This is a genomic window from Mesorhizobium sp. B2-8-5 (assembly GCF_006440675.2).
Classification (GTDB): Bacteria; Pseudomonadota; Alphaproteobacteria; order Rhizobiales; family Rhizobiaceae; genus Mesorhizobium.
Window position 1 is genome coordinate 1,707,501 of record NZ_CP083951.1, and the last position, 18,595, is coordinate 1,726,095.

The following is an 18,595-nucleotide window of genomic DNA, read 5'->3' on the forward strand; positions in this document are numbered from 1 at the left end:
CCACGTACCTTTTGTATAATGGGTCAGCGACTTAGTGTGACGAGCAAGCTTAAACCGATAGGTGTAGGCGCAGCGAAAGCGAGTCTGAACAGGGCGTTCAGTTCGTCGCATTAGACCCGAAACCGAGTGATCTAGCCATGAGCAGGTTGAAGGTAAGGTAACACTTACTGGAGGACCGAACCCATAACTGTTGCAATAGTTCGGGATGACTTGTGGCTAGGGGTGAAAGGCCAATCAAACTCGGAAATAGCTGGTTCTCCGCGAAATCTATTTAGGTAGAGCGTCGACCGAATACCCCAGGGGGTAGAGCACTGGATGGGCTAGGGGTCCTCACCGGATTACCAAACCTAACCAAACTCCGAATACCTGGGAGTACTAGTCGGCAGACACACGGCGGGTGCTAACGTCCGTCGTGAAAAGGGAAACAACCCTGACCTACAGCTAAGGTCCCCAAGTTATGGCTAAGTGGGAAAGGATGTGAGGATCCCAAAACAACCAGGATGTTGGCTTAGAAGCAGCCATCATTTAAAGAAAGCGTAACAGCTCACTGGTCTAAATAAGGGTCTTTGCGCCGAAAATGTAACGGGGCTAAAGCCATACACCGAAGCTTAGGGTTCGTGAGCAATCACGAGCGGTAGCGGAGCGTTCTGTAAGCTGATGAAGCCGTACCCGTGAGGGGCGGTGGAGGTATCAGAAGTGCGAATGCTGACATGAGTAACGTAAGGGGAGTGAGAGACTCCCCCGCCGAAAGACCAAGGGTTCCTGCTTAAAGTTAATCTGAGCAGGGTTAGCCGGCCCCTAAGACGAGGCGGAAACGCGTAGTCGATGGGAACCACGTTAATATTCGTGGGCCTGGAGGTAGTGACGGATCGCACAAGTTGTCCAATCTTATCGGATTGAACGGGCAGCGGAGCGGTTCCAGGAAATAGCTCCTCCTTATAGACCGTACCCGAAACCGACACTGGTGGTCAGGTAGAGTATACCAAGGCGCTTGAGAGAACTATGCTGAAGGAACTCGGCAAATTGCACGCGTAACTTCGGAAGAAGCGTGACCCTTTTCTGCGCAAGCAGAGGAGGGTGGCACAGACCAGGGGGTAGCGACTGTTTATCAAAAACACAGGGCTCTGCGAAGCCGCAAGGCGACGTATAGGGTCTGACGCCTGCCCGGTGCTGGAAGGTTAAGAGGAGGGGTGCAAGCTCTGAATCGAAGCCCCAGTAAACGGCGGCCGTAACTATAACGGTCCTAAGGTAGCGAAATTCCTTGTCGGGTAAGTTCCGACCTGCACGAATGGCGTAACGACTTCCCCGCTGTCTCCAGCATAGACTCAGTGAAATTGAATTCCCCGTGAAGATGCGGGGTTCCTGCGGTTAGACGGAAAGACCCCGTGCACCTTTACTATAGCTTTACATTGGCATTCGTAGTGGCATGTGTAGGATAGGTGGTAGGCTTTGAAACCTGGGCGCCAGCTCAGGTGGAGCCACCCTTGAAATACCACCCTTATTACTATGGATGTCTAACCGCGGCCCGTTATCCGGGTCCGGGACAATGTATGGTGGGTAGTTTGACTGGGGCGGTCGCCTCCTAAAGAGTAACGGAGGCGCGCGATGGTGGGCTCAGAACGGTCGGAAATCGTTCGCTGAGTGCAATGGCATAAGCCTGCCTGACTGCGAGACTGACAAGTCGAGCAGAGACGAAAGTCGGTCATAGTGATCCGGTGGTCCCGCGTGGAAGGGCCATCGCTCAACGGATAAAAGGTACGCCGGGGATAACAGGCTGATGACCCCCAAGAGTCCATATCGACGGGGTTGTTTGGCACCTCGATGTCGACTCATCGCATCCTGGGGCTGGAGCAGGTCCCAAGGGTATGGCTGTTCGCCATTTAAAGCGGTACGTGAGTTGGGTTCAGAACGTCGTGAGACAGTTCGGTCCCTATCTGCCGTGGGTGTAGGAATATTGAAAGGATCTGTCCCTAGTACGAGAGGACCGGGATGGACGGATCTCTGGTGGACCTGTTGTGGCGCCAGCCGCATTGCAGGGTAGCTATATCCGGACGGGATAACCGCTGAAGGCATCTAAGCGGGAAACCCACCTTGAAACGAGTATTCCCTGAGAACCGTGGAAGACGACCACGTTGATAGGCCGGGTGTGGAAGAGCGGCAACGCTTGAAGCTTACCGGTACTAATAGTTCGATAGGCTTGATCGTTCTCATTACTTATATCCATCAAGGCGCAATCCGAAGGATTGTCGCCGGCACAGAAAACAGCTTCTCGATTTGAACGTGCGTTTTGCCGACCTGGTGGTTATGGCGGAGCGGCTGCACCCGATCCCATTCCGAACTCGGCCGTGAAACGCTCCAGCGCTGATGGTACTTCGTCTCAAGACGCGGGAGAGTAGGTCGCTGCCAGGTCTGCCAAGCGCACGTTCAGCTCACATCCGGGCCAAACAGAGCCGGATCGAGACAAATCTTCTCCCTACGATATTTAGGCCCGCCAAACGGGATCATGGGCCGCGCAAGCGGCCCTTTCATTTGGTGGTCTCTTGATTCCGGTAAGTTAAACCTTACCTCAAGGACGCAAGCAAACGCTTGCTCGTAATCGCAAGCAAACGCTTGCTCGTGGTTGACGCGGGGTGGAGCAGCCCGGTAGCTCGTCAGGCTCATAACCTGAAGGTCACAGGTTCAAATCCTGTCCCCGCAACCAAACTCAAAACGGCCCGCTCAACGCGGGCCGTTTTGCGTTGGACTGGCACGTAGTCACCGATTCGGCACTCGTTGTGAGGCACATTCCTGCTTGCCGCTGACAAACGAGGTATTTGCGCGCTGTTGTCATCGAGCGCTGGATCTGTCCCGGCTGTAAGTAAGCGATAACGCCAACGTACTTTCCTGCCGGTGCCAAGACACCGAAATGCCATTTACTAGCCCTCAACCAACGACTTCGATGTCGACGGCGAATGCCTCGCCTTTGTGAGTTCTGTGGCGTCGTGATCCGTCAAGAGTTGACAAGAATCCTCGTCTGGCTGTCCCAAAGCATCGGGCAAGCGTAGCCGATCAGCGATCATCGGCGTACCGTCACACGATCAAATTGTCGCCGCTCATTTTCTAAGCCCGCTTGCGCATCGACGCCTGGTGGACCAGCGACGACCAGCTGTTGGAGGAGGCGAGGTGGCAATAGATCATCGCCAGCGCGCCGGATCTGCGGAGGTCGAGGAAAGCCTCGTCGCCAAGCTTGTTCAGCGCAACCTCGTCGATGATTTGGAAATCGGTGAGATTCAGGGTCTCGCCGCCTTCCAGCGTCACCTTGCTCTGCCGCGCCGCGAACAGGCCGTGCGCGTCGATCTTCTCGACCATGGCGCGGGTGGCGTTGAAATCGTTCTGGAACTGGCTGCAAAAGGCGAGCGCCTGCTTGGTCGCTTCGGTCGGCTCGGTGCCGTTGAAGAACAAAGCGAGCTTGCCGCCATCGTCTCGGAAGGGAGCGGCGAGTTGATCGACGACGCGGTCGCTGGCTCGGTCGATGCAGACTGTCAGCCGGCCCGTTGTCGCCGACTCATCCGCCAGGATGAAGGGATAGCGCCGCACATAGGCCGGGATGTAGTGGGGTTCGGTCCAGCGGCCGTCGTGATCGACGAACAGGTTCTCGTTCTGGCGCAGGCCAGTGATGATCACCGGCGCCTTGGCCGGGCCTATGAAGACGATCGGATAGGAGCGCATGGCGCCCGGCATTTCTGAGGCCGCCACGGGGATGGAATGCGCCGCGCGGGCAAAGCCGAAATCGGCGCGCGCGATCAGCCCGAGCGAGCCATGGCGTATCGGGTTGAGCGCTTCGGGATTGCTATAAAACAGCGGCAGCGCATTGCCGGAGCCGGCTAGCGCCGGCGCCTTCTCGGTCTTCGCTTCAGCCATGTTCAGCCTCCTCCAAAAAGCCATGCAATAGCGCAGCTATAAAGGGTTTAGGCCAGCACAAGGGCTGGCGCAACGGCTTCCCGGCACGCTATGAACAGCATGGCGCGGACCGCCGGTATTGGCGGCAACCGGTAGTGATTGAAGGTGGACGGGAATGGCATCGGCTACGCAATTCGAGCAGGCGGTCGGGCAGACATTCGTCGTCGAGGCAGGCGGGCAGATGGTCGCGCTGGAGCTCGCTTCAGTAAAACGCGTCGCCAACAGTCCGCGCGCCGGCGGCGGCTTCTCGGCGCTGTTCAAAGGGCCGCGCGAAATGCTTTTGCCCCAGGCGACCTATCGCTTTGTCGGCAGCGAGATCACGCATGACATCTTCATCGTGCCCATCTCCGGCGACCAGGCGGGCTATATCTACGAAGCGGTCTTCAACTGAGATCGGCCGGGCGTGGTCGACTATGTCACAATCCCCAAAGTGCTGGACAAAGCGACCTGTCGCGCGTTGTGCTCGGAAATTCGCGCAGCCACCGGCGAGGCTGCCGGCCTGCTCGGCCGTTCCGATCAGAAGCCGCAATGGTCGCAGGTGCGTCGGACCAGACGTGCCGAAGTTTCGCTTGCCGCGCAGGCGCTGATAGAGCGTCTGCTGGAGCAGCAAAAAACGGTGCTCGAACGGCATTTCGCAATCGCGCTGGGCGCGTTTGAGAAACCGCAGTTCCTCCACTACCAAGAGGGCGATTTCTTCGTGCCGCACCAGGACGGCAACACGCCGATCATTCGCGACGAGTCGCGCTTCCGGAAGATTTCGATGGTGATCTTTCTTAACGGCCAGTCCGACGAGCCTTCGCCGGAGGACTATTCCGGCGGTTCGCTGGTCCTGCACGGACCTTACAGCGGTCCGGAGCTGCGCGTCGCGATGCTGGCATTGCCGGGGTCGGTGGTCGCGTTTCGCTCGGAAACGACGCACGAAGTGACGCCGGTTACGCGCAACGAACGCTTCACCATCGTCTCCTGGTATCGCGGTGCGTGATGGTTGCGGCGCTCACGGGGCCGGACGCAGCATCAGGTCGTAAACACCCTTGTCTTCGGCCACGGTGAAGCCCAGCCGCAGGTAGAGCCGCATGGCCGGGTTGTGCTTCTCGACATGGATCGAGACCGCTTTGCCGATGGCTGCGGCTTCGTCGATGAGATCGCTGAGCAAGGCCGAGCCGAAGCCCTTGCCGCGAAACGCCGGCAGGAAGGCGATGTCGATGATGCGGTGCTCGCCTGGCCAGCGCTCGATATAGAGCCGTCCGATATCGCTGCCGGCACGCGTGACCACCAACCAGTCGGCATCGGGGTAGTATTTGCGGTAATGCGCGTGCTGCGCCTGGAACTGCATGTCGAGGAACGCGGCCTTCTGCGCCTCGGCCCAGGATGTCACGGCCAGCTCTTCGAGGCGGGTCGAGGCATAGAGGTGCAACAGAAACGGCAGATCGGCATCCGTTGACCCGCGGAATGTGAGCCCAGCACCCGCCGCGCGCATCCAGCCGGCCGCCCCGCGAAAATGGTTCATCGGCAAATCAGGGGCGTGGTGGGAAGACGCCCTGAAGCGCGATGCAGAAATAGCAGGTGAGATAGGGTTGCATGTTGTTGTGCGGCTGGTCGCCGCCGACCGGTCGCACCGCCTGATCGTTGAGCGGCGTCAACGTGGCTGTCGCCGAGTAAGATTGCCCTGGATTGGTGCGCGCATAGGATCGTGTCGCACTTGGAGCCGCCAGATTGGCTGGGTTGATATTCCCCATCAGCGTGTGCCCGTGCTGCGGCATCTCCGATATCAGCAACTGCACCGTCTCCGATCCGCCCTGCTCACCGAGATCGTGCAGCGACAGCCCCGGTCCCTGCCCCGGATGCATCGGCGCGCGGCCCTGCAAATCGGGCAAGCCAAAGTTGGACTTGCCATTGCCGCCATAGGTCGTACCGAGCAATGAGAACAGCGCAGTGTTCTGCGATATTGGCAGCAGTTGACCGTCGCACCATGCCCAGCCCTTGGGCGCGAAGTTGAACGGAAAGATGCGGATTTCGGCGACGAACGGATCGGCCATGACGTCCTCTTCAAGTCGGCGACGGGAAGATACCGAACAGCGAGATGATGAAATTGATGCAAAGATACGGCTGGAAGTTGGTATGCGGCAGACCGCCGCCGGTCTGCCCGGCGGTCTGCGGGGACATCGGCGTCGTCGCCGGCGCTTCACGGTAGATCTGCGAGGCGCCAACCTGCCCGGTCACATTGCCGGTGGGCGTATTCGCCGCTGCGTTGTTCAACGAGGCGACAAACGGGTGCGTGTGTGAGGGGATCTGTTGGGTCGTCAGCGTGACTTCCTCCACGCCCCCGGTCTCGGCAAGGATGAAACTGTCGCCCTGATGCAGCGGCAGCCGGCCCCTCAGGTCGGGCAATGCGAAGGTGCTCTCGCCGTCGCCGCCATAAGTGGTGCCGATCAGGTTGAACAGGGTTTCATACTCCGAGATCGGCAAGAGCTGTCCTTCGCAGAACATCCAGCCGGCAGGATTGAAATTGCCGGCAAACATTCTCACTTCGCCAACATAGGGTTGTGCCATAATTGCGTTTCCTCAGGTCGGCGACGGGAAAATGCCCTGCAGGGCGATGCAGAAGCTCAGTGTCAGGAACGGCTGCATATTGATATGCGCCTGGCTGCCGCCGACCAGGGCCAGCGTACCGGGGTCCATCGTCGTAGTCGGGTTCGCTGGCGGCGTATAGACGTTGGCGACCGTTGCCAGCAGGTTGCCGGCGGGAGCCGGCACATCGGCATTGGCCGTGGTGGCCATCTCGGCATGGCTATGGACCGGCAGTTCCGAGATCGAAAGCGTGTGCGCCTGCTCGCCGCCCCGTTCGCCCAGCACATGACTGCCGCCGACATGGATGGGGACGCGCCCGCGATAGTCGGGCAGGGCGAAATTCACCCGGCCGTCGCCGCCGAAAGTGGTGCCCAGCAATGAGAACAGCGGCTGGTTCTGGTTGATCGGGAGCAATTGCCCATTGCACAGCGCCCAGCCTTTCGGAGGGAAGGCAAAAGACATGATTCTGATTTCGGAAAGAAATGGTTCCGCCATCGCACCCATCCTTGCTGTAAGCATACATTAGCGCAATGCGATTACATTACACAACGGCAATAATGCGTGTAATCAAAAAATCTTTTAACTTCACTTTTACTAAAGTTACGCCCAGCGGCGAAAATGCCACCACCAAGGCACATGCAAGGCAAGACTTAGGGCGCCACTACCGGCGGAAGCGTCGGCAAGCTGTTGACGAAGGTGATGGTCCCGCTGCCACCCGTCGTATCGACCGTTTGCACGCCGGTGTTGTCATCCTGGATGACGCCGAGCGCCGTGCTCTGGCCCGAACCATTCCGCGACAGGTTGAGGTGCGTGCTGGCGTTGAAATTGCTCAACGAAACATCGACCGCATAGTTGGGTGAATGGGTCAGCGTGTTCTTGCTGCCCGCGCCGCCGGTGCCCGAACCGATGACGACATTGGTCGTGCTGGTGTCGGTGGCTGTGGCGCCATTGTCGACCAGCAGCGCGGCAAACGGGAATGAGCTCGTTGGCGACGTCACGCTGTTGCCGTAGATCGTGGCATTCAACGTGGCGCTGCCATCGTTGTTCTGGAGATGGATGCCGTTGTTGCCGACGCCGGTGATGGTGTTGTTTTGGATCAGGGTCGTCATCGTGCCAGCGCCGGCCACGCGCACGAAAATGCCATCCGAATTGGAGTTCACCTTGGCCGGGCCGATCTGGTTGCTGGCGATCGTGCCGGCCATGGTGCCGTTGTCCTGACCCTTGGCGACGAAGATGCCGACGGTATCGAAGGCATTGGCGCCACCGTCGGTCAGAACGTTGTGCGAGATATCGAAGGTGGTCGTCGCAGCGGAGGCAAGGCCGCCCGAGCCGCTGCGGATATCGACCGCCGTGCCGCCGCCGGGGATGATCGCCTGGCCGTTGTGGAACGTGTTGCTGCGCACCACGGCATCCATGGTGGAATTGTTGTTGGCAAGGAACGCGATGAAGTCGGCGCGCGTGCCGGCGAAGGTGCTGTTGGTCAGCGTGTAGTTGGCGGTCGCGCTGTTGTAGACCTGTCCGCGAACATTGTCGTTGCCTCCCGTCGCATCGATCAGGCCGAACTGGATGTTGTCCATGGTCAGCCGGGTCAGCGTGCCGCTGGTGTTGTAGAGGTCGACGTTCTGGTTGTAGCCGCCCGATATGCTGGAGTTGGTGATCGAAGAGGTGCCGAGCAGGTTGTCGAAGCGGATCGAGCCTTCTTCGCGGTCGCCGGCATTGTTGTTGCCGTTGACGCCGTTGATGGTCATGCCGGTCATCGTGAAGTTGGTGACGGTGTTGCCGTAGACGGCGAAGTTCGAGAAGTCGTTCAGCTGCATGTTGGCGAACGATACTCCGGAGGTATTCCTCAGGAAGATGCCGGTGCCGGCACTTCCGCTCACGGTCTGACCGCCGGCGTCTGTGCCGGTCAGGATATCGGCGCCGGTCTTGCTGGAAATCGTGCCGCCCGAGCCGGCCGAGCCGGTGCCGGTTACGGTCAGCCCGCCGCTAGAGCCGGTGCCGTCGAGCACGATGCCGGCGGCGGTGCCGCCGCTCGAGGAGATGCTCTGGAACTTCAGGCCGGAGGCGCCAATCGTCGTGCTGACGACATTGAGCGCGGTCGCCTGGCCCGAATTGATGGTGCTGCCGGAGGCGGTCGCGCTGACCGTGCCGCCGCCGGTCGCGTTGAAGCCGATCGAGTTGCTGCTCGAGGTGTCGATGGTCAGGGCGCCGGTGAAGCTGATGGTCGAGCCGGTGTTGGCGTTGAGGAAAATGCCGTCGCTCGAGCCGGTCGAGGAAACCGCGCCGCTGAGTGTCACCGTGCCGCCAGTGCGGTTCTGGATATCGATCGTGCGGCCGTCGCTGGTCTTGGTGATCGAGCCGCCATAGGTGACGGCTGCCGTGCCGCCGGAGCCCAGGAAGGCGACGCCCGACGCGCCGGTCAGCGAACCGGTGCCCAGGTTCACCGTGCCGGTGACATTGGTAAGCGCGACGTTGTTGGTGCCGCCGCCGGAGGTGGTCGAGGTGAAATTGATGCCGGCCGCGATGCCGTTGAGGTTGACCGCTTGGGCGGCAGTCGTGCTGATCGAGCCGGTGGTGACATTGACCGTGCCGCCGTTGGTCGCCGTAAAGGCCGTGTTGGCGCTGCCCGTCGTGAGGGCGAGGTTGGCGAAACCGACGGTCGAGGCCAGGCCGCCATTGTTGATCGACACACCTGTGCCCGCGGCGTTGAAATTGACCGCGCCGCTGAAGTTGACCGTGTTTGCTCCGGTCGCGCCGGAGATGGCGATGCCACTGCCGCCAATGGTGGACGTAACCGTGCCGGCAAAGCCGAAGCTGCCGCCGGTGCGGTTGGTGATGCTGACGGCTGTGCCGGCGACGTTGGCGATCGAGCTCGCGCTGTCGAAGGTGAAGGCCGCACTGCCACCGACGACGGACAGGCCGCTTCCAGCCGTTGTGTCGACATTGGTGCCTGTGACCGTTCCAGACGCAGCGCCGAATTTGATGGCTGTCCCGGCCGACGCCGAGATGAGGGAGAGATTGGTCAGCGTCGTCGTGCCCGTGGCGCCGGTGCCGAAGTCGATGTTGGCGGCCGTGACGTTCCTGATCGTCATGTTGCTGATCGTGGCGTTCGCCGTGCCGGAGCCGCTGATGCCGATCGCGGCATTGGCGCCTGTGCCGTCGTTGCCATTTATCGTAAAGCCGTCGATGATGTTGCCGTTGCCGGCCAGGGTGACGATGCTGCTGCCATCCGCGCTCGTCAGCGTCGCCGCGCCGTTTGGCGTCTGGTCTACGATCGAGATGTTGTTGCTGGCCAGCTGGATCGTCGACGGCACCGTCAGCGCCAGATCGATGTTGCCGTTGCCGAAGCCGCGCACTTGTTCGCTGGTTGCGAGCGCCAGCGTGTCGTTGCCGTTGCTGCCCGCCGCCGTTATAACGCCGCCGTCATTGACCAGCACGATGATGTCGGTTGAAACCGCCGCCGCTTCCGCCGTGGTCAGCGTCGCGAGATTGTTCTGGTCCTTGCCGCTGCCGTCGCCCGTGGCGCTGGCGCCGACGAAGTAGATCCTGCCGACGCCGAAGCCGAGGCCGGGGCTGGCCGCGAAGTTGACATCCTGGAAGTCGTAGGTGCCGGAGACCGGCGCGCTGGAGGCGTCGATGCCGACATTGGCGCTGATGGTCGAGCCTTGGTCGATCGCCTGCTCGCCGTCGCCATAGATGAAGTTGAGGTTGCTCGCCGAACTGAGGAAGACGCCAGTGTTGACACCGGCGATGCTCGAACTCGCGCCGTTCGGGTCGGTGTCGCCGAGACGCACGGTCTGGCCGCCGGTGGCGCCGCGCAGATCGACGCCGATCGAGGTCCCGGCCGCGGCCGCATTGGTGACGTCGAAATCGTTGGCGGTAACGGCGGCATTGATCGTTGCGCCGTTGAGATCGAAGGCCACGGCGGCGCTGTTGTTCAAGCCGATATCGAGATCGTTGAAGGACAGCGCCGCGCCCAACGTGCCGGATACATCGACACCACGCGACGTGATGCCCTGCAGGTTGACCGTGCCGAGCGCGATCGTGCCGCCGCCCGACGAGGCTATGTTGGCAAGCGAAACGCCGGTCGCGGCGCCGTTGGCCGAGACGGTCGAGAAATTCAGCGACGTGGCGCCCACCGTCACGCCGCTGAGGTTCAGCGCGGTTCCCGAGGTCGTGGCGATGGTGTTGGCGCTACCGCCGGTGCCGACATTGACCGTGCCGCCGCCCGTGGCCGTGAAGCCGGCGCCGCTTGTGGCGGTGATCGCCAGCCCGCCATTGGTGAAGTTGACCGTGCCGTTGGTGTTGCCGGTCAGGCTGACCGCGTCGTTGGTGCCGGAGCTGATCTGCTTGCTGGCGCCGGAGAAGGTGATGGTGGCCGCCGTGCCGTTGTTGATGTTGGCAACGACGATGTGGCCGCCATTGGTGGCGGAACCGTCCGTCAGATTGCCCGACAGCGTCACCGAACCGCCGGTCAGTTCCTGGACCGAGACCGCCGCGCCGTTGCCGTTGGAGGCGATATTGCCGGCATAAGAGATCGTCGCATTCCCGCCGCTCTGGTCGGTGGCCGAGCCGACATTGAAGGCGGCGCCCGAGCCGGTGTTGGTCAGCGTGCCGTTGCCGAGATCGAGCGAGCCCGCCGCCTGCTGCAGGTTGATGCCGTTGGCCGCGCCCGAGAAACTGGCGTTGACCGAGGTGAAGCCGCCGCCGAGGGTGGCCGAAGTGATGTCGACGGCGGTTCCGTTCGAGGTACTGACGCTGCGCGTGCCGGCGCCCGTCACATTGACCGTGGTGGCGGCCGGCGGGGCGCTGCTTGCGACGCGGAAGCCGCTGCCCGTGGATGTGGTGATGCCCAGCGTGCCGTCGAAGGTGATGGTGGTGGCGCTCGCGGCGTTCTCGATGTTCACGCCACGGCCGGCCGAGGCCGAATTGTCGATCGTGGTATTGCCGAAGATGTAAGTGCCGCTCGAATTGAGAACCTCGATGCCGGCGCCGCCTGAACCGGCGACGTTGACGGCGTCGAGATCGACATTGCCGCCGCTGGCGCCGCTGATCAGCACGCCCTGGGCGGCCGCATTGGTCGAGGTGACGCTGTTGAAATGGACGCCGCCAGCGCCGATCGCGCCCTGCAGCGACAGCGCCGTCTGGCCGGTCGCGTTGATCGTCGTCGAGCCCGCATTGGCGACCGTGAGCAGGTTCAGGCCCGAGAAATCGAGGCCGGTATCGGCCGAGGTGGTGATGTCGAGGCCGCCATTGAAATTGACGGCGCCGGCGGCGGTGCCGCCCGAGATCGACACGCCGTTGCCGCCGGTGATCGTCACCTGGTCGGTGAAGGTCACCGCGCCGCCGGTGCGGTTGGCGATGTTGATGCCGCCGCCGATCAGCGTGCCGGGCGTCGCGCTGTTCGTCAGGATGCCGCGCGACACCTGGATGGTGCCGGAGCCGCCGTTCACGTCGAGCAGCGTGCCTAAAACGTCGATGTCGTTGTTGATGACCGAGAGATTGCCGGTCAATCCCGCGACCTTGATGGCCGTCTGGCCCGCCGCCACATTGCTGATGGTGACGCCTTCGATGGTGATGCCGCTGGCATTGCTGAAGCCCGGCGCACTCTGGTCGATCAGCAAAGCGGAGCCGCTGGCGCCGCTGAAATCGAAGGCGGTGTGGCGGACGGCGTTGTCGCCGAGCAGATGCATGAAGTCGCCGGTGCCAGTGACCACGGCCTCGTCGCCGGTGATGTTGCCGCCGGTGGCCCCGAGGCTGCCATGGACGTTCACCGGCTGGACGGTGCCGATCGAGACGACGTTGCCATTGCCGAAGCCGGTGATCGTCTGGCCCGAATCGAGCGTAAAGGCGCTGGTGCCGACATCGATCGGACCGACGAAGGCGAAGTTCTGGGCGCCGGTCAGCGCATCGGCGGCGGCAAGCGAAATGGTGCCGACGCCCATGCTAAGGTTGCCGGTCGTGCCGGCGTTGATGAAGCCGCCCGACTGCGAAACCAGCGTGACCGCGCCAGGCGCCGAGGCCAGATTGGCGCTGCCGGTGAAGAACACGTCGTCGAAATCGTAATCGCCTAGAGTCGGATCGAGGCCGACCGCGTTGACGGTGTAGCCGTTGGTCGCCGCGGCGATCGAGGATTCCAGCCCATCGGTCGAATCGCCGTCGCCGAAGGTGAAAGTAGCGTTGGCCGAGGTGGCGGTGGTCTGACCGGACGAAAGGTCGACGCCGATGCCGACATTGGCGATCGAGGACCCTTGGGAGAAGGTGATGACCTTGTTGCCGGTCGTCGAGGACAGATCGATGCCGCGCGAGGTGAGGTCGCCGAGGCCTGTGATGGTGGCGGCGAGGCTGAAATCGGCCGCAGTGGACGAGCCGCTGAAATCGATGCCGGTCTGGTTGGCGCCGATGTTGCTGACCGTCGTGGCGCCGAAGGTGACGTTGGCATTGGTGCCGGTGAAATCGATGCCGGCCGTGTTGGCGGCCGAGCCCATCGTCACAGTGGTGCCGCCCGAGAACATCACCAGGCCGTCATTGTTGGCGATCTCGATACCGTTGCCGCCCGCGCCCGAGATTGTGACGCTGCCGAAGCCCAGGTTGGCGCCGCTTGCCACGTTCGAGACCGAAAGGCCGTTGCCGGTTGCATTGGTGATCGACAACAGCGCCATGTCGTTGAATGTGGCGTTGCCGGCAAGCCCGCCGATCACCGCGCCGCCGCCGCCGGTTGCCGTCAGCGTCTTGCCGAGGCCGAAGGCGATCGCCCCGCCCGTCGGCGCCGTCGTCGTGCCGATGGCGAAGATATTGCCGGTGCCGGTCGAGGTGACGTTACCCGTGAACGCGACAGAGCCGCCGGTGGTGCCGTCGACCTTGATCGCCGTGCCCGGCGCGCTTGCCGAGCTGGAAATGTTGGCCGAAACGGTGATCGCCGCGCTGCCGCCGGACACCACGACGCCGTTGCCGGTGCCGGAATTGGTGATGGTGCCGCCGATCGAGATGGTGCCGGTGTTGTTGGTCAGGTTGACGTCGTCGCCGGAAACGCCGGTGGTGAAGAGGTTGCCGACGTTGACGGTGGCAGCGCTGCCCTGAACGACGAAACCCGGGCCATTGCCGACGACGGTTGCGATCGTGGTCGTGCCGTTGAAGGTATAGGTGCCGCTGGCGACATTGGTGAGGCGGATGGCGTCGCCATTGACGCGGCTGATGTCGACGCCGCCAAAGGTGACGTTGCCACCGCTGGTGTTCTCGATGACGATACCGGTCGGCACAGTACCGCCGGAGCCGTCGACGGTGACGCTGTCGAAGGTCACCCCGCTGGCGCCGATGGTGAGGCCGCTGGCGCCGCCGAGTTGGATACCCTTTTCGGTGACGCCGCCGCCCGTGGCGATGGTGTTGGTGCCGGTGACGTTGAGCGTGCCGCCATTGATGGCGCTGAAGGCGAAGCCGCCGTCGGTGGTGAGGTCGAGCCCGCCGTTGAAATTGATCGTGCCGCCGGCATTGCCGGTGAGATCGATGGCGTTGGCCGCGCCGGTGCTGGCTGTGATCTTGCCGCCGAAGGTGGCACCGCCGCCGGTCATGGCGTTGATCTTGACCGCGCTTGCCGCGCTCGTCTGGTTGATCGTGCCGTTATAGGTAACGGTGGAAGTTGCCGTGTCGATGTTGAAGGCCACACCGGACGTGCCGGCGATCGAGCTCGCATTGTCGAAGGTGAGCGCGCCGGTGGAACCGCCGGTGACGCTGACGCCGGTGCCGGCGCCGGTGATGTCGAAATTGTTGAAGGTGCCGGTGCCGCTGAAATTGCTAGCCAGGAGGCCGGTGCCGCTGACGCCGCCCATCGTGGTGTTGGTGACGTTGATAGCGCCCGATGCGCCGGTCAGATCGATGCCGGTGACGGCGCTGGTGATCGTCACGCCGGTGATGGTCGCCGCGCTGATGCCCGCGCCGTTGATCGCCGCGCCGGAGCCGGCATTGCTGACACCCAAATTCTGGACGAGGTTGCCGCTGTCGAGATCGATGGCGCTGCCGGCCGAATTGACGAGCGTCGCTGCGCCGTTGCCGAACGGATCAGCCTGCGTGGCTCCGGTGACGACATCGGTGCCGGCGACATTGGCCGGCGGCGCGCCGAGATTGACCGTCGCGCCATTGGCGAAGGAAACCAGCGACTGACCGGCGGCAAGGGTGAAGCCGTCGGCGTCGGTGTTGATGTTTCTAGCGCCGTTGTTGACGAGGACGAAAATCGTGTTTGCGTCGGTGGTCAGGTCGTCGGCGGCGGCCGCGTTGATGAGATCGCTGACGTCCGCGCCGCTGCCGGTCCCGGTGTCGGCCGCGCCGACGAAGACGATGTTGGCGCTGTCGAACAACTGCGGCCCAGTGAGCGTCGTGTCGTTGAAGGCATAGGTGCCGTTGCCGGCCATAAGGCCACGCATGTCGAGCGAGGCGACCGTGCCGGTGATCGAGGCGCCACCGGCGGCACCGAAGGAGAAGGTGGTGTTGGCGCTGGTGCCGGCAGCACCATGCGTGCCCATCTGCACGCCGGTGCCGGCCGTTATGATCCCGCTGCCGATGGTGACAGAGCCGCCGGTGGTGCCGGAGAGGTCGATGCCGGTCGAGGTGCCGGCGCCCGCGATGTCGAGCGTCGTGGCGGTGAAGGTCGAGGAACTGCCGGACAGATCTAGGCCGGTCTTGCCGGTCGGGAGGTTGGTGATGTCGATGTTGCCGAAGGCGATTGTGCCGTTGGTGCCGAAAACATCGATCGCGTTCTGGCCTGGCTGGTCGATGGCGACGTCGCCGAAAGTGACGGCGCCGGAAGTGGTATCGAGAATGATGCCCGAGCCAGTGAGGGCGGTGACGGTGACCTTTCCGCCGAAGCCCACCGTTGCCGAACTGTTCTGAATGACAATCCCGTTCGGCACGCCAGAGATCGTCGTCGGGCCGGTGATATCGAAGCTGCCGGTAACGTTCGAGAGAGCTATCCCGGTGCCGCCGGCAGTATGGGTGAGGCTGGTCAGCGTGACGTCCAGTCCGATCTGCGAGGCACTGAACCCTTGGCCGGAATTGCCGGAAATCGTCCCGCCGGTCGTCGTCAGTTTGCCGGTGCCGGTGGAGCTTGCATCGACGCCGCTGCCGGCATTGTTCTGCGAATTGACCGTCTGGAAATTATAGGTTCCATCGCCGGTGATCGACAAGCCATCGGCGCCGTTGCTGTTTAGCGTCGTGGTGCCGTTGAAATTGTAGGTGCCGGCCCCCTGCAGGGACAGGCCCGCACCAGTATTGCCGGTCGAGGTCAGGTCGGTGGCAGTGGCGCTACCGGTGCCGTCGAACAGCACACCGGCAAGGCCGGCGCCGCTGACCGACATGCCGGTCAGCGTAACGCCGGTGACGCCGCTGCCATGGATGCCATTGGCGCTGCCACCCGAAATGTTGAAATCGAGCAGCGAGCTGTTGTTGGCCAGCGTTACAACGTCGCCGGCGCCGGTGCTGGTAAGCGTCGCGGCGCCGTTGACATCCGAGACAACCTGGTCGTGCTGGACATTGTCGCCGGTGACGTTGATCGGGACGCCGCCGAGCGAGAAGCTGCGGCCATTGCCGAAGGAAGCGAGCGTCTGGCCGGCGCTCAGCGTGAAGCCGCCGCCGGCATCGATCGGCGTGTTGCTGGCGTCGTTGACCAGCACGAAGATGGCGGTGCCGTCGGTGTTGGCATCGGCCGTCGCGATCGAGGCCAGATCGAGAAGCGAGGAGCCGTCGCCTGTTCCTGTCGCGGCAGCGCCGACAAAGATCACATTCTGCGTGTCGAAAAGCTGCGGCCCGCTGAAGGTGGTCGAACCGAAGGCATAGGTGCCGAGCGTCTGATTGAGGCCGCGCGCGTCGAGCGAGGCGGTGATGCCGGCGATCGAACCGCCGCCGAAGGTGAAATTGGCATTAGCCGAATCGGCCGGCGTACCGGCAATGCCGAGGCGAACGCCGGTGTCGACATTGGCGATGATACCGCCATTGGTGATGGTGATGACCGCACCGCCGGCGCTGGGCGAGGTGAGGTCGATGCCGGTGGAGCCGGCCGCGCCGGTACCGGTAAGATTGAGCGACTGCGCGGTGAAATTGGTCTGGCTTCCGGAGAAGTCCAGGCCGGTGCCGGCTCCGAGCCCGGAAATGACGATGTTGCCGGCGACCACAGCGGCGTTGACGCCGCTGAACGACATGCCGTCGGCGCCGGGATTGCTGATGGCGATGTCACCGAAGCGGATCGATGCCGGCGAGTTGGTGATCGCGACGGCCGGGCCGGTGGTGTTCGAAATATTCGTCGCGCCATTGACGGCGAAGCTGCCCGACACCTGGTCGAGGATGACGCCCGACACGCCGCCGCTCTGGGTGATGGAATCAAGCACGACATGGGCGGTGATCGGATCGATGAAGACGGCGGTGCCGCCATTGCCGGAGATCGTGCCGCCGGTGGTGGTGAAGCTGCCGCCGCTCGACGTGCCCTGCACCGTTATGCCGCGGTCGGTGTTGTTCTGGGCATTGACGGTGGCGAAGGTGTAGGTGCCCTGTCCGGTTATATCGAGGCCGTCATCGGAATTGCCGTTGAGCGTCGTCGTGCCGGTGAGGTTGTAGGTGCCGTTATCCTCGATGTGCAGGCCGTCGAGGCCGTTGCCGGTCGCGGTGAAATTGGACGCGCTGACGCTGGTGGAATTACCGGTGAAGTCGGCGCCGTTGCCGCCGGCGCCGCTGACAGTGACATCGGTCAGCTTCGTGCCTGCGGCATTGTTGCCGAAGATGCCGTCGCCGCCGCCGGTGATGGTGATGTTGCTCAGCGTGTTGTTGCTGGCCAGAGTAATCACGGGGCTGGCGGCGTTGGTGCCTTGGATGGTGCCGTTGCTGCCGCCGAAATTGTATGTGCCGACGCTGCCGTCGGCGAACTTCGCCTGGACGCTGCCGCCGCCGCCAATGACGGTCTGGCCGGCGGTGAGATTGACACCGCCGGTGGTGATGTTGCCGCTGCCGCCGAGCGCGACGATGAAGCCGTTGCCGCCGGCCTTGGTGACGGCATCATCCAGCGTGGTCGGATCGCCGATGGTGCCGAGGCCGAGCGAATTGCCGCCGTCGGCGAAGAAGAAATTGCCGAAGGCCGCATTGGTGGCAGCGTTGATGGCCACCCGCGTCGTCGTGCCGTTGACCCTGTCCTGGTTCTCCAGCCTGACGCCGATGTCGCCGCGCACGCGCTCATTGAGACGCTTGCGCAGGCCCGGGCTGACCGTGGAGACGAGATCGGGATCGTCATCGACGGAACTGCCCTTGCCCGACACGTTGAACGGCACCGTCAGCCGGACGCTGCCGGCGAACTGGGTGTCGTCGCGGTTATCGTTGCGCACCTCGCCGGTGAAGGTCAGCGACGTGCCCTTGCCGACGACGTCGCCGAAGGTGTACTCGATCCCCGCCTTGGCCCCGGTGATCGAATGGTCGTCGCCGTTGGGATCGGCAAAATGGTAGGCGCCGACGTCGAAGCGCAGCGACTGGTTTTCCGGCAGGTCGATCGGCGCCTGGACGCCGACCTCGCCCTCGATGCCCCAGGCCGCATAGGTGCGATGGTCGATCGTCGAAATCTGTTCGAGCAGTTGGTTGCCGACGAGCGACAGCGTCGAATCGATACCGGTCGAGCCGCGGTCCTTGCTGATCGGCAGGTAGACATTGACATGCGCGTCATATTTCGAGGTGATCGCCTCGAGGCCGAGCGTGGTGGCGACGAACTGGTGGCTGTCGTCGTTCTGGATGTTGAGATAGACGTAGCCGCCGATCATCAGATCCGGATTGACGATGCGGCGCACGCCGAGGCCGACATCCTGGCCGAAGCCGTTGTCGAAATCATATTTCGAGCGGACGTCGAGGAAGAGGACCGATTCGAGGTTCTGCTTGATCGGCAGGAAGCCTTCGAGCGCCGAATAGCCACTGTTGCTGTTGGCGCCGATGATGGCACGGACCTGCGGCTGCCATAGCCCGGCATCCTCGGCATGCGCGGCCATGCCCGACAATGCGAGAGCGACAGTGGTCAGCGCGGAGGTGCGCAGCAAAATGCCTGAGCGGCGGGATGCAGCCAATGCTCCGC

Annotated in this window: 8 protein-coding genes, 1 tRNA gene and 2 rRNA genes (1 of these 11 running past the window's edge); 5 read left to right on the forward strand and 6 right to left on the reverse strand. The window is 62.8% G+C overall.

The features are described from left to right. The 3 genes from FJ430_RS08325 to FJ430_RS08335 all read left to right on the forward strand — a co-directional run. Window positions 1–2,205 (forward strand): 23S ribosomal RNA (locus FJ430_RS08325); it begins 595 nt to the left of the window's first position. A gap of 89 nt (window positions 2,206–2,294) precedes the next feature. Next, window positions 2,295–2,409: ribosomal RNA gene (gene rrf / locus FJ430_RS08330) — 5S ribosomal RNA — on the forward strand. 215 nt (window positions 2,410–2,624) lie between these two features. Further along, window positions 2,625–2,701: transfer RNA gene (locus FJ430_RS08335), tRNA-Met, on the forward strand. Between the two features lie 398 nt (window positions 2,702–3,099). Here the strand turns inward: FJ430_RS08335 and FJ430_RS08340 are convergent. Then, entirely contained in the window at window positions 3,100–3,900 is an 801-nt protein-coding gene (locus FJ430_RS08340; RefSeq protein WP_140709457.1) for a SapC family protein, read from the reverse strand. A gap of 154 nt (window positions 3,901–4,054) precedes the next feature. On the opposite strand from FJ430_RS08340, the gene FJ430_RS08345 reads away from it, so the two are divergent. Together FJ430_RS08345 and FJ430_RS08350 are read left to right on the forward strand one after the other, a co-directional pair. Continuing rightward, the gene (locus FJ430_RS08345) at window positions 4,055–4,330 is read left to right on the forward strand and encodes a DUF6916 family protein (RefSeq protein WP_140644689.1); all 276 of its coding nucleotides are present in this window, start codon (window positions 4,055–4,057) and stop codon (window positions 4,328–4,330) included. Between the two features lie 12 nt (window positions 4,331–4,342). Continuing rightward, complete coding sequence (locus tag FJ430_RS08350; RefSeq protein WP_140654320.1) at window positions 4,343–4,921, forward strand: 2OG-Fe(II) oxygenase; 579 nt, start codon at window positions 4,343–4,345, stop codon at window positions 4,919–4,921. A 12-nt stretch (window positions 4,922–4,933) separates the two neighbouring features. Here the strand turns inward: FJ430_RS08350 and FJ430_RS08355 are convergent, their stop codons facing one another. From FJ430_RS08355 to FJ430_RS08375, 5 genes are all read right to left on the reverse strand, one after another. Further along, complete coding sequence (locus FJ430_RS08355) at window positions 4,934–5,446, reverse strand: GNAT family N-acetyltransferase (protein ID WP_140709459.1); 513 nt, start codon at window positions 5,444–5,446, stop codon at window positions 4,934–4,936. A gap of 7 nt (window positions 5,447–5,453) precedes the next feature. Continuing rightward, the gene (locus FJ430_RS08360) at window positions 5,454–5,975 is read right to left on the reverse strand and encodes a phage tail protein (protein ID WP_140644686.1); all 522 of its coding nucleotides are present in this window, start codon (window positions 5,973–5,975) and stop codon (window positions 5,454–5,456) included. Window positions 5,976–5,985: 10 nt separating this feature from the next. After that, on the reverse strand, window positions 5,986–6,489 hold the full coding sequence (locus tag FJ430_RS08365) for a phage tail protein (protein ID WP_140644685.1): 504 nt from the start codon (window positions 6,487–6,489) through the stop codon (window positions 5,986–5,988). 12 nt (window positions 6,490–6,501) lie between these two features. Beyond that, a complete protein-coding gene (locus FJ430_RS08370; protein ID WP_140644684.1) occupies window positions 6,502–7,002 on the reverse strand; it encodes a phage tail protein in 501 nt (166 codons plus the stop codon). A 155-nt stretch (window positions 7,003–7,157) separates the two neighbouring features. Continuing rightward, complete coding sequence (locus FJ430_RS08375; RefSeq protein WP_226892114.1) at window positions 7,158–18,587, reverse strand: hypothetical protein; 11,430 nt, start codon at window positions 18,585–18,587, stop codon at window positions 7,158–7,160. Window positions 18,588–18,595 lie beyond the last annotated feature (8 nt).

Bases quoted from the DNA above. Each gene is read 5' to 3' on its own strand.
- FJ430_RS08360 (WP_140644686.1), bottom strand. From the start codon at position 5,975: ATGGCCGATCCGTTCGTCGCCGAAATCCGCATCTTTCCGTTCAACTTC.
- FJ430_RS08345 (WP_140644689.1), top strand. From the start codon at position 4,055: ATGGCATCGGCTACGCAATTCGAGCAGGCGGTCGGGCAGACATTCGTC.
- FJ430_RS08370 (WP_140644684.1), bottom strand. From the start codon at position 7,002: ATGGCGGAACCATTTCTTTCCGAAATCAGAATCATGTCTTTTGCCTTC.
- FJ430_RS08340 (WP_140709457.1), bottom strand. From the start codon at position 3,900: ATGGCTGAAGCGAAGACCGAGAAGGCGCCGGCGCTAGCCGGCTCCGGC.
- FJ430_RS08355 (WP_140709459.1), bottom strand. From the start codon at position 5,446: ATGAACCATTTTCGCGGGGCGGCCGGCTGGATGCGCGCGGCGGGTGCT.
- FJ430_RS08365 (WP_140644685.1), bottom strand. From the start codon at position 6,489: ATGGCACAACCCTATGTTGGCGAAGTGAGAATGTTTGCCGGCAATTTC.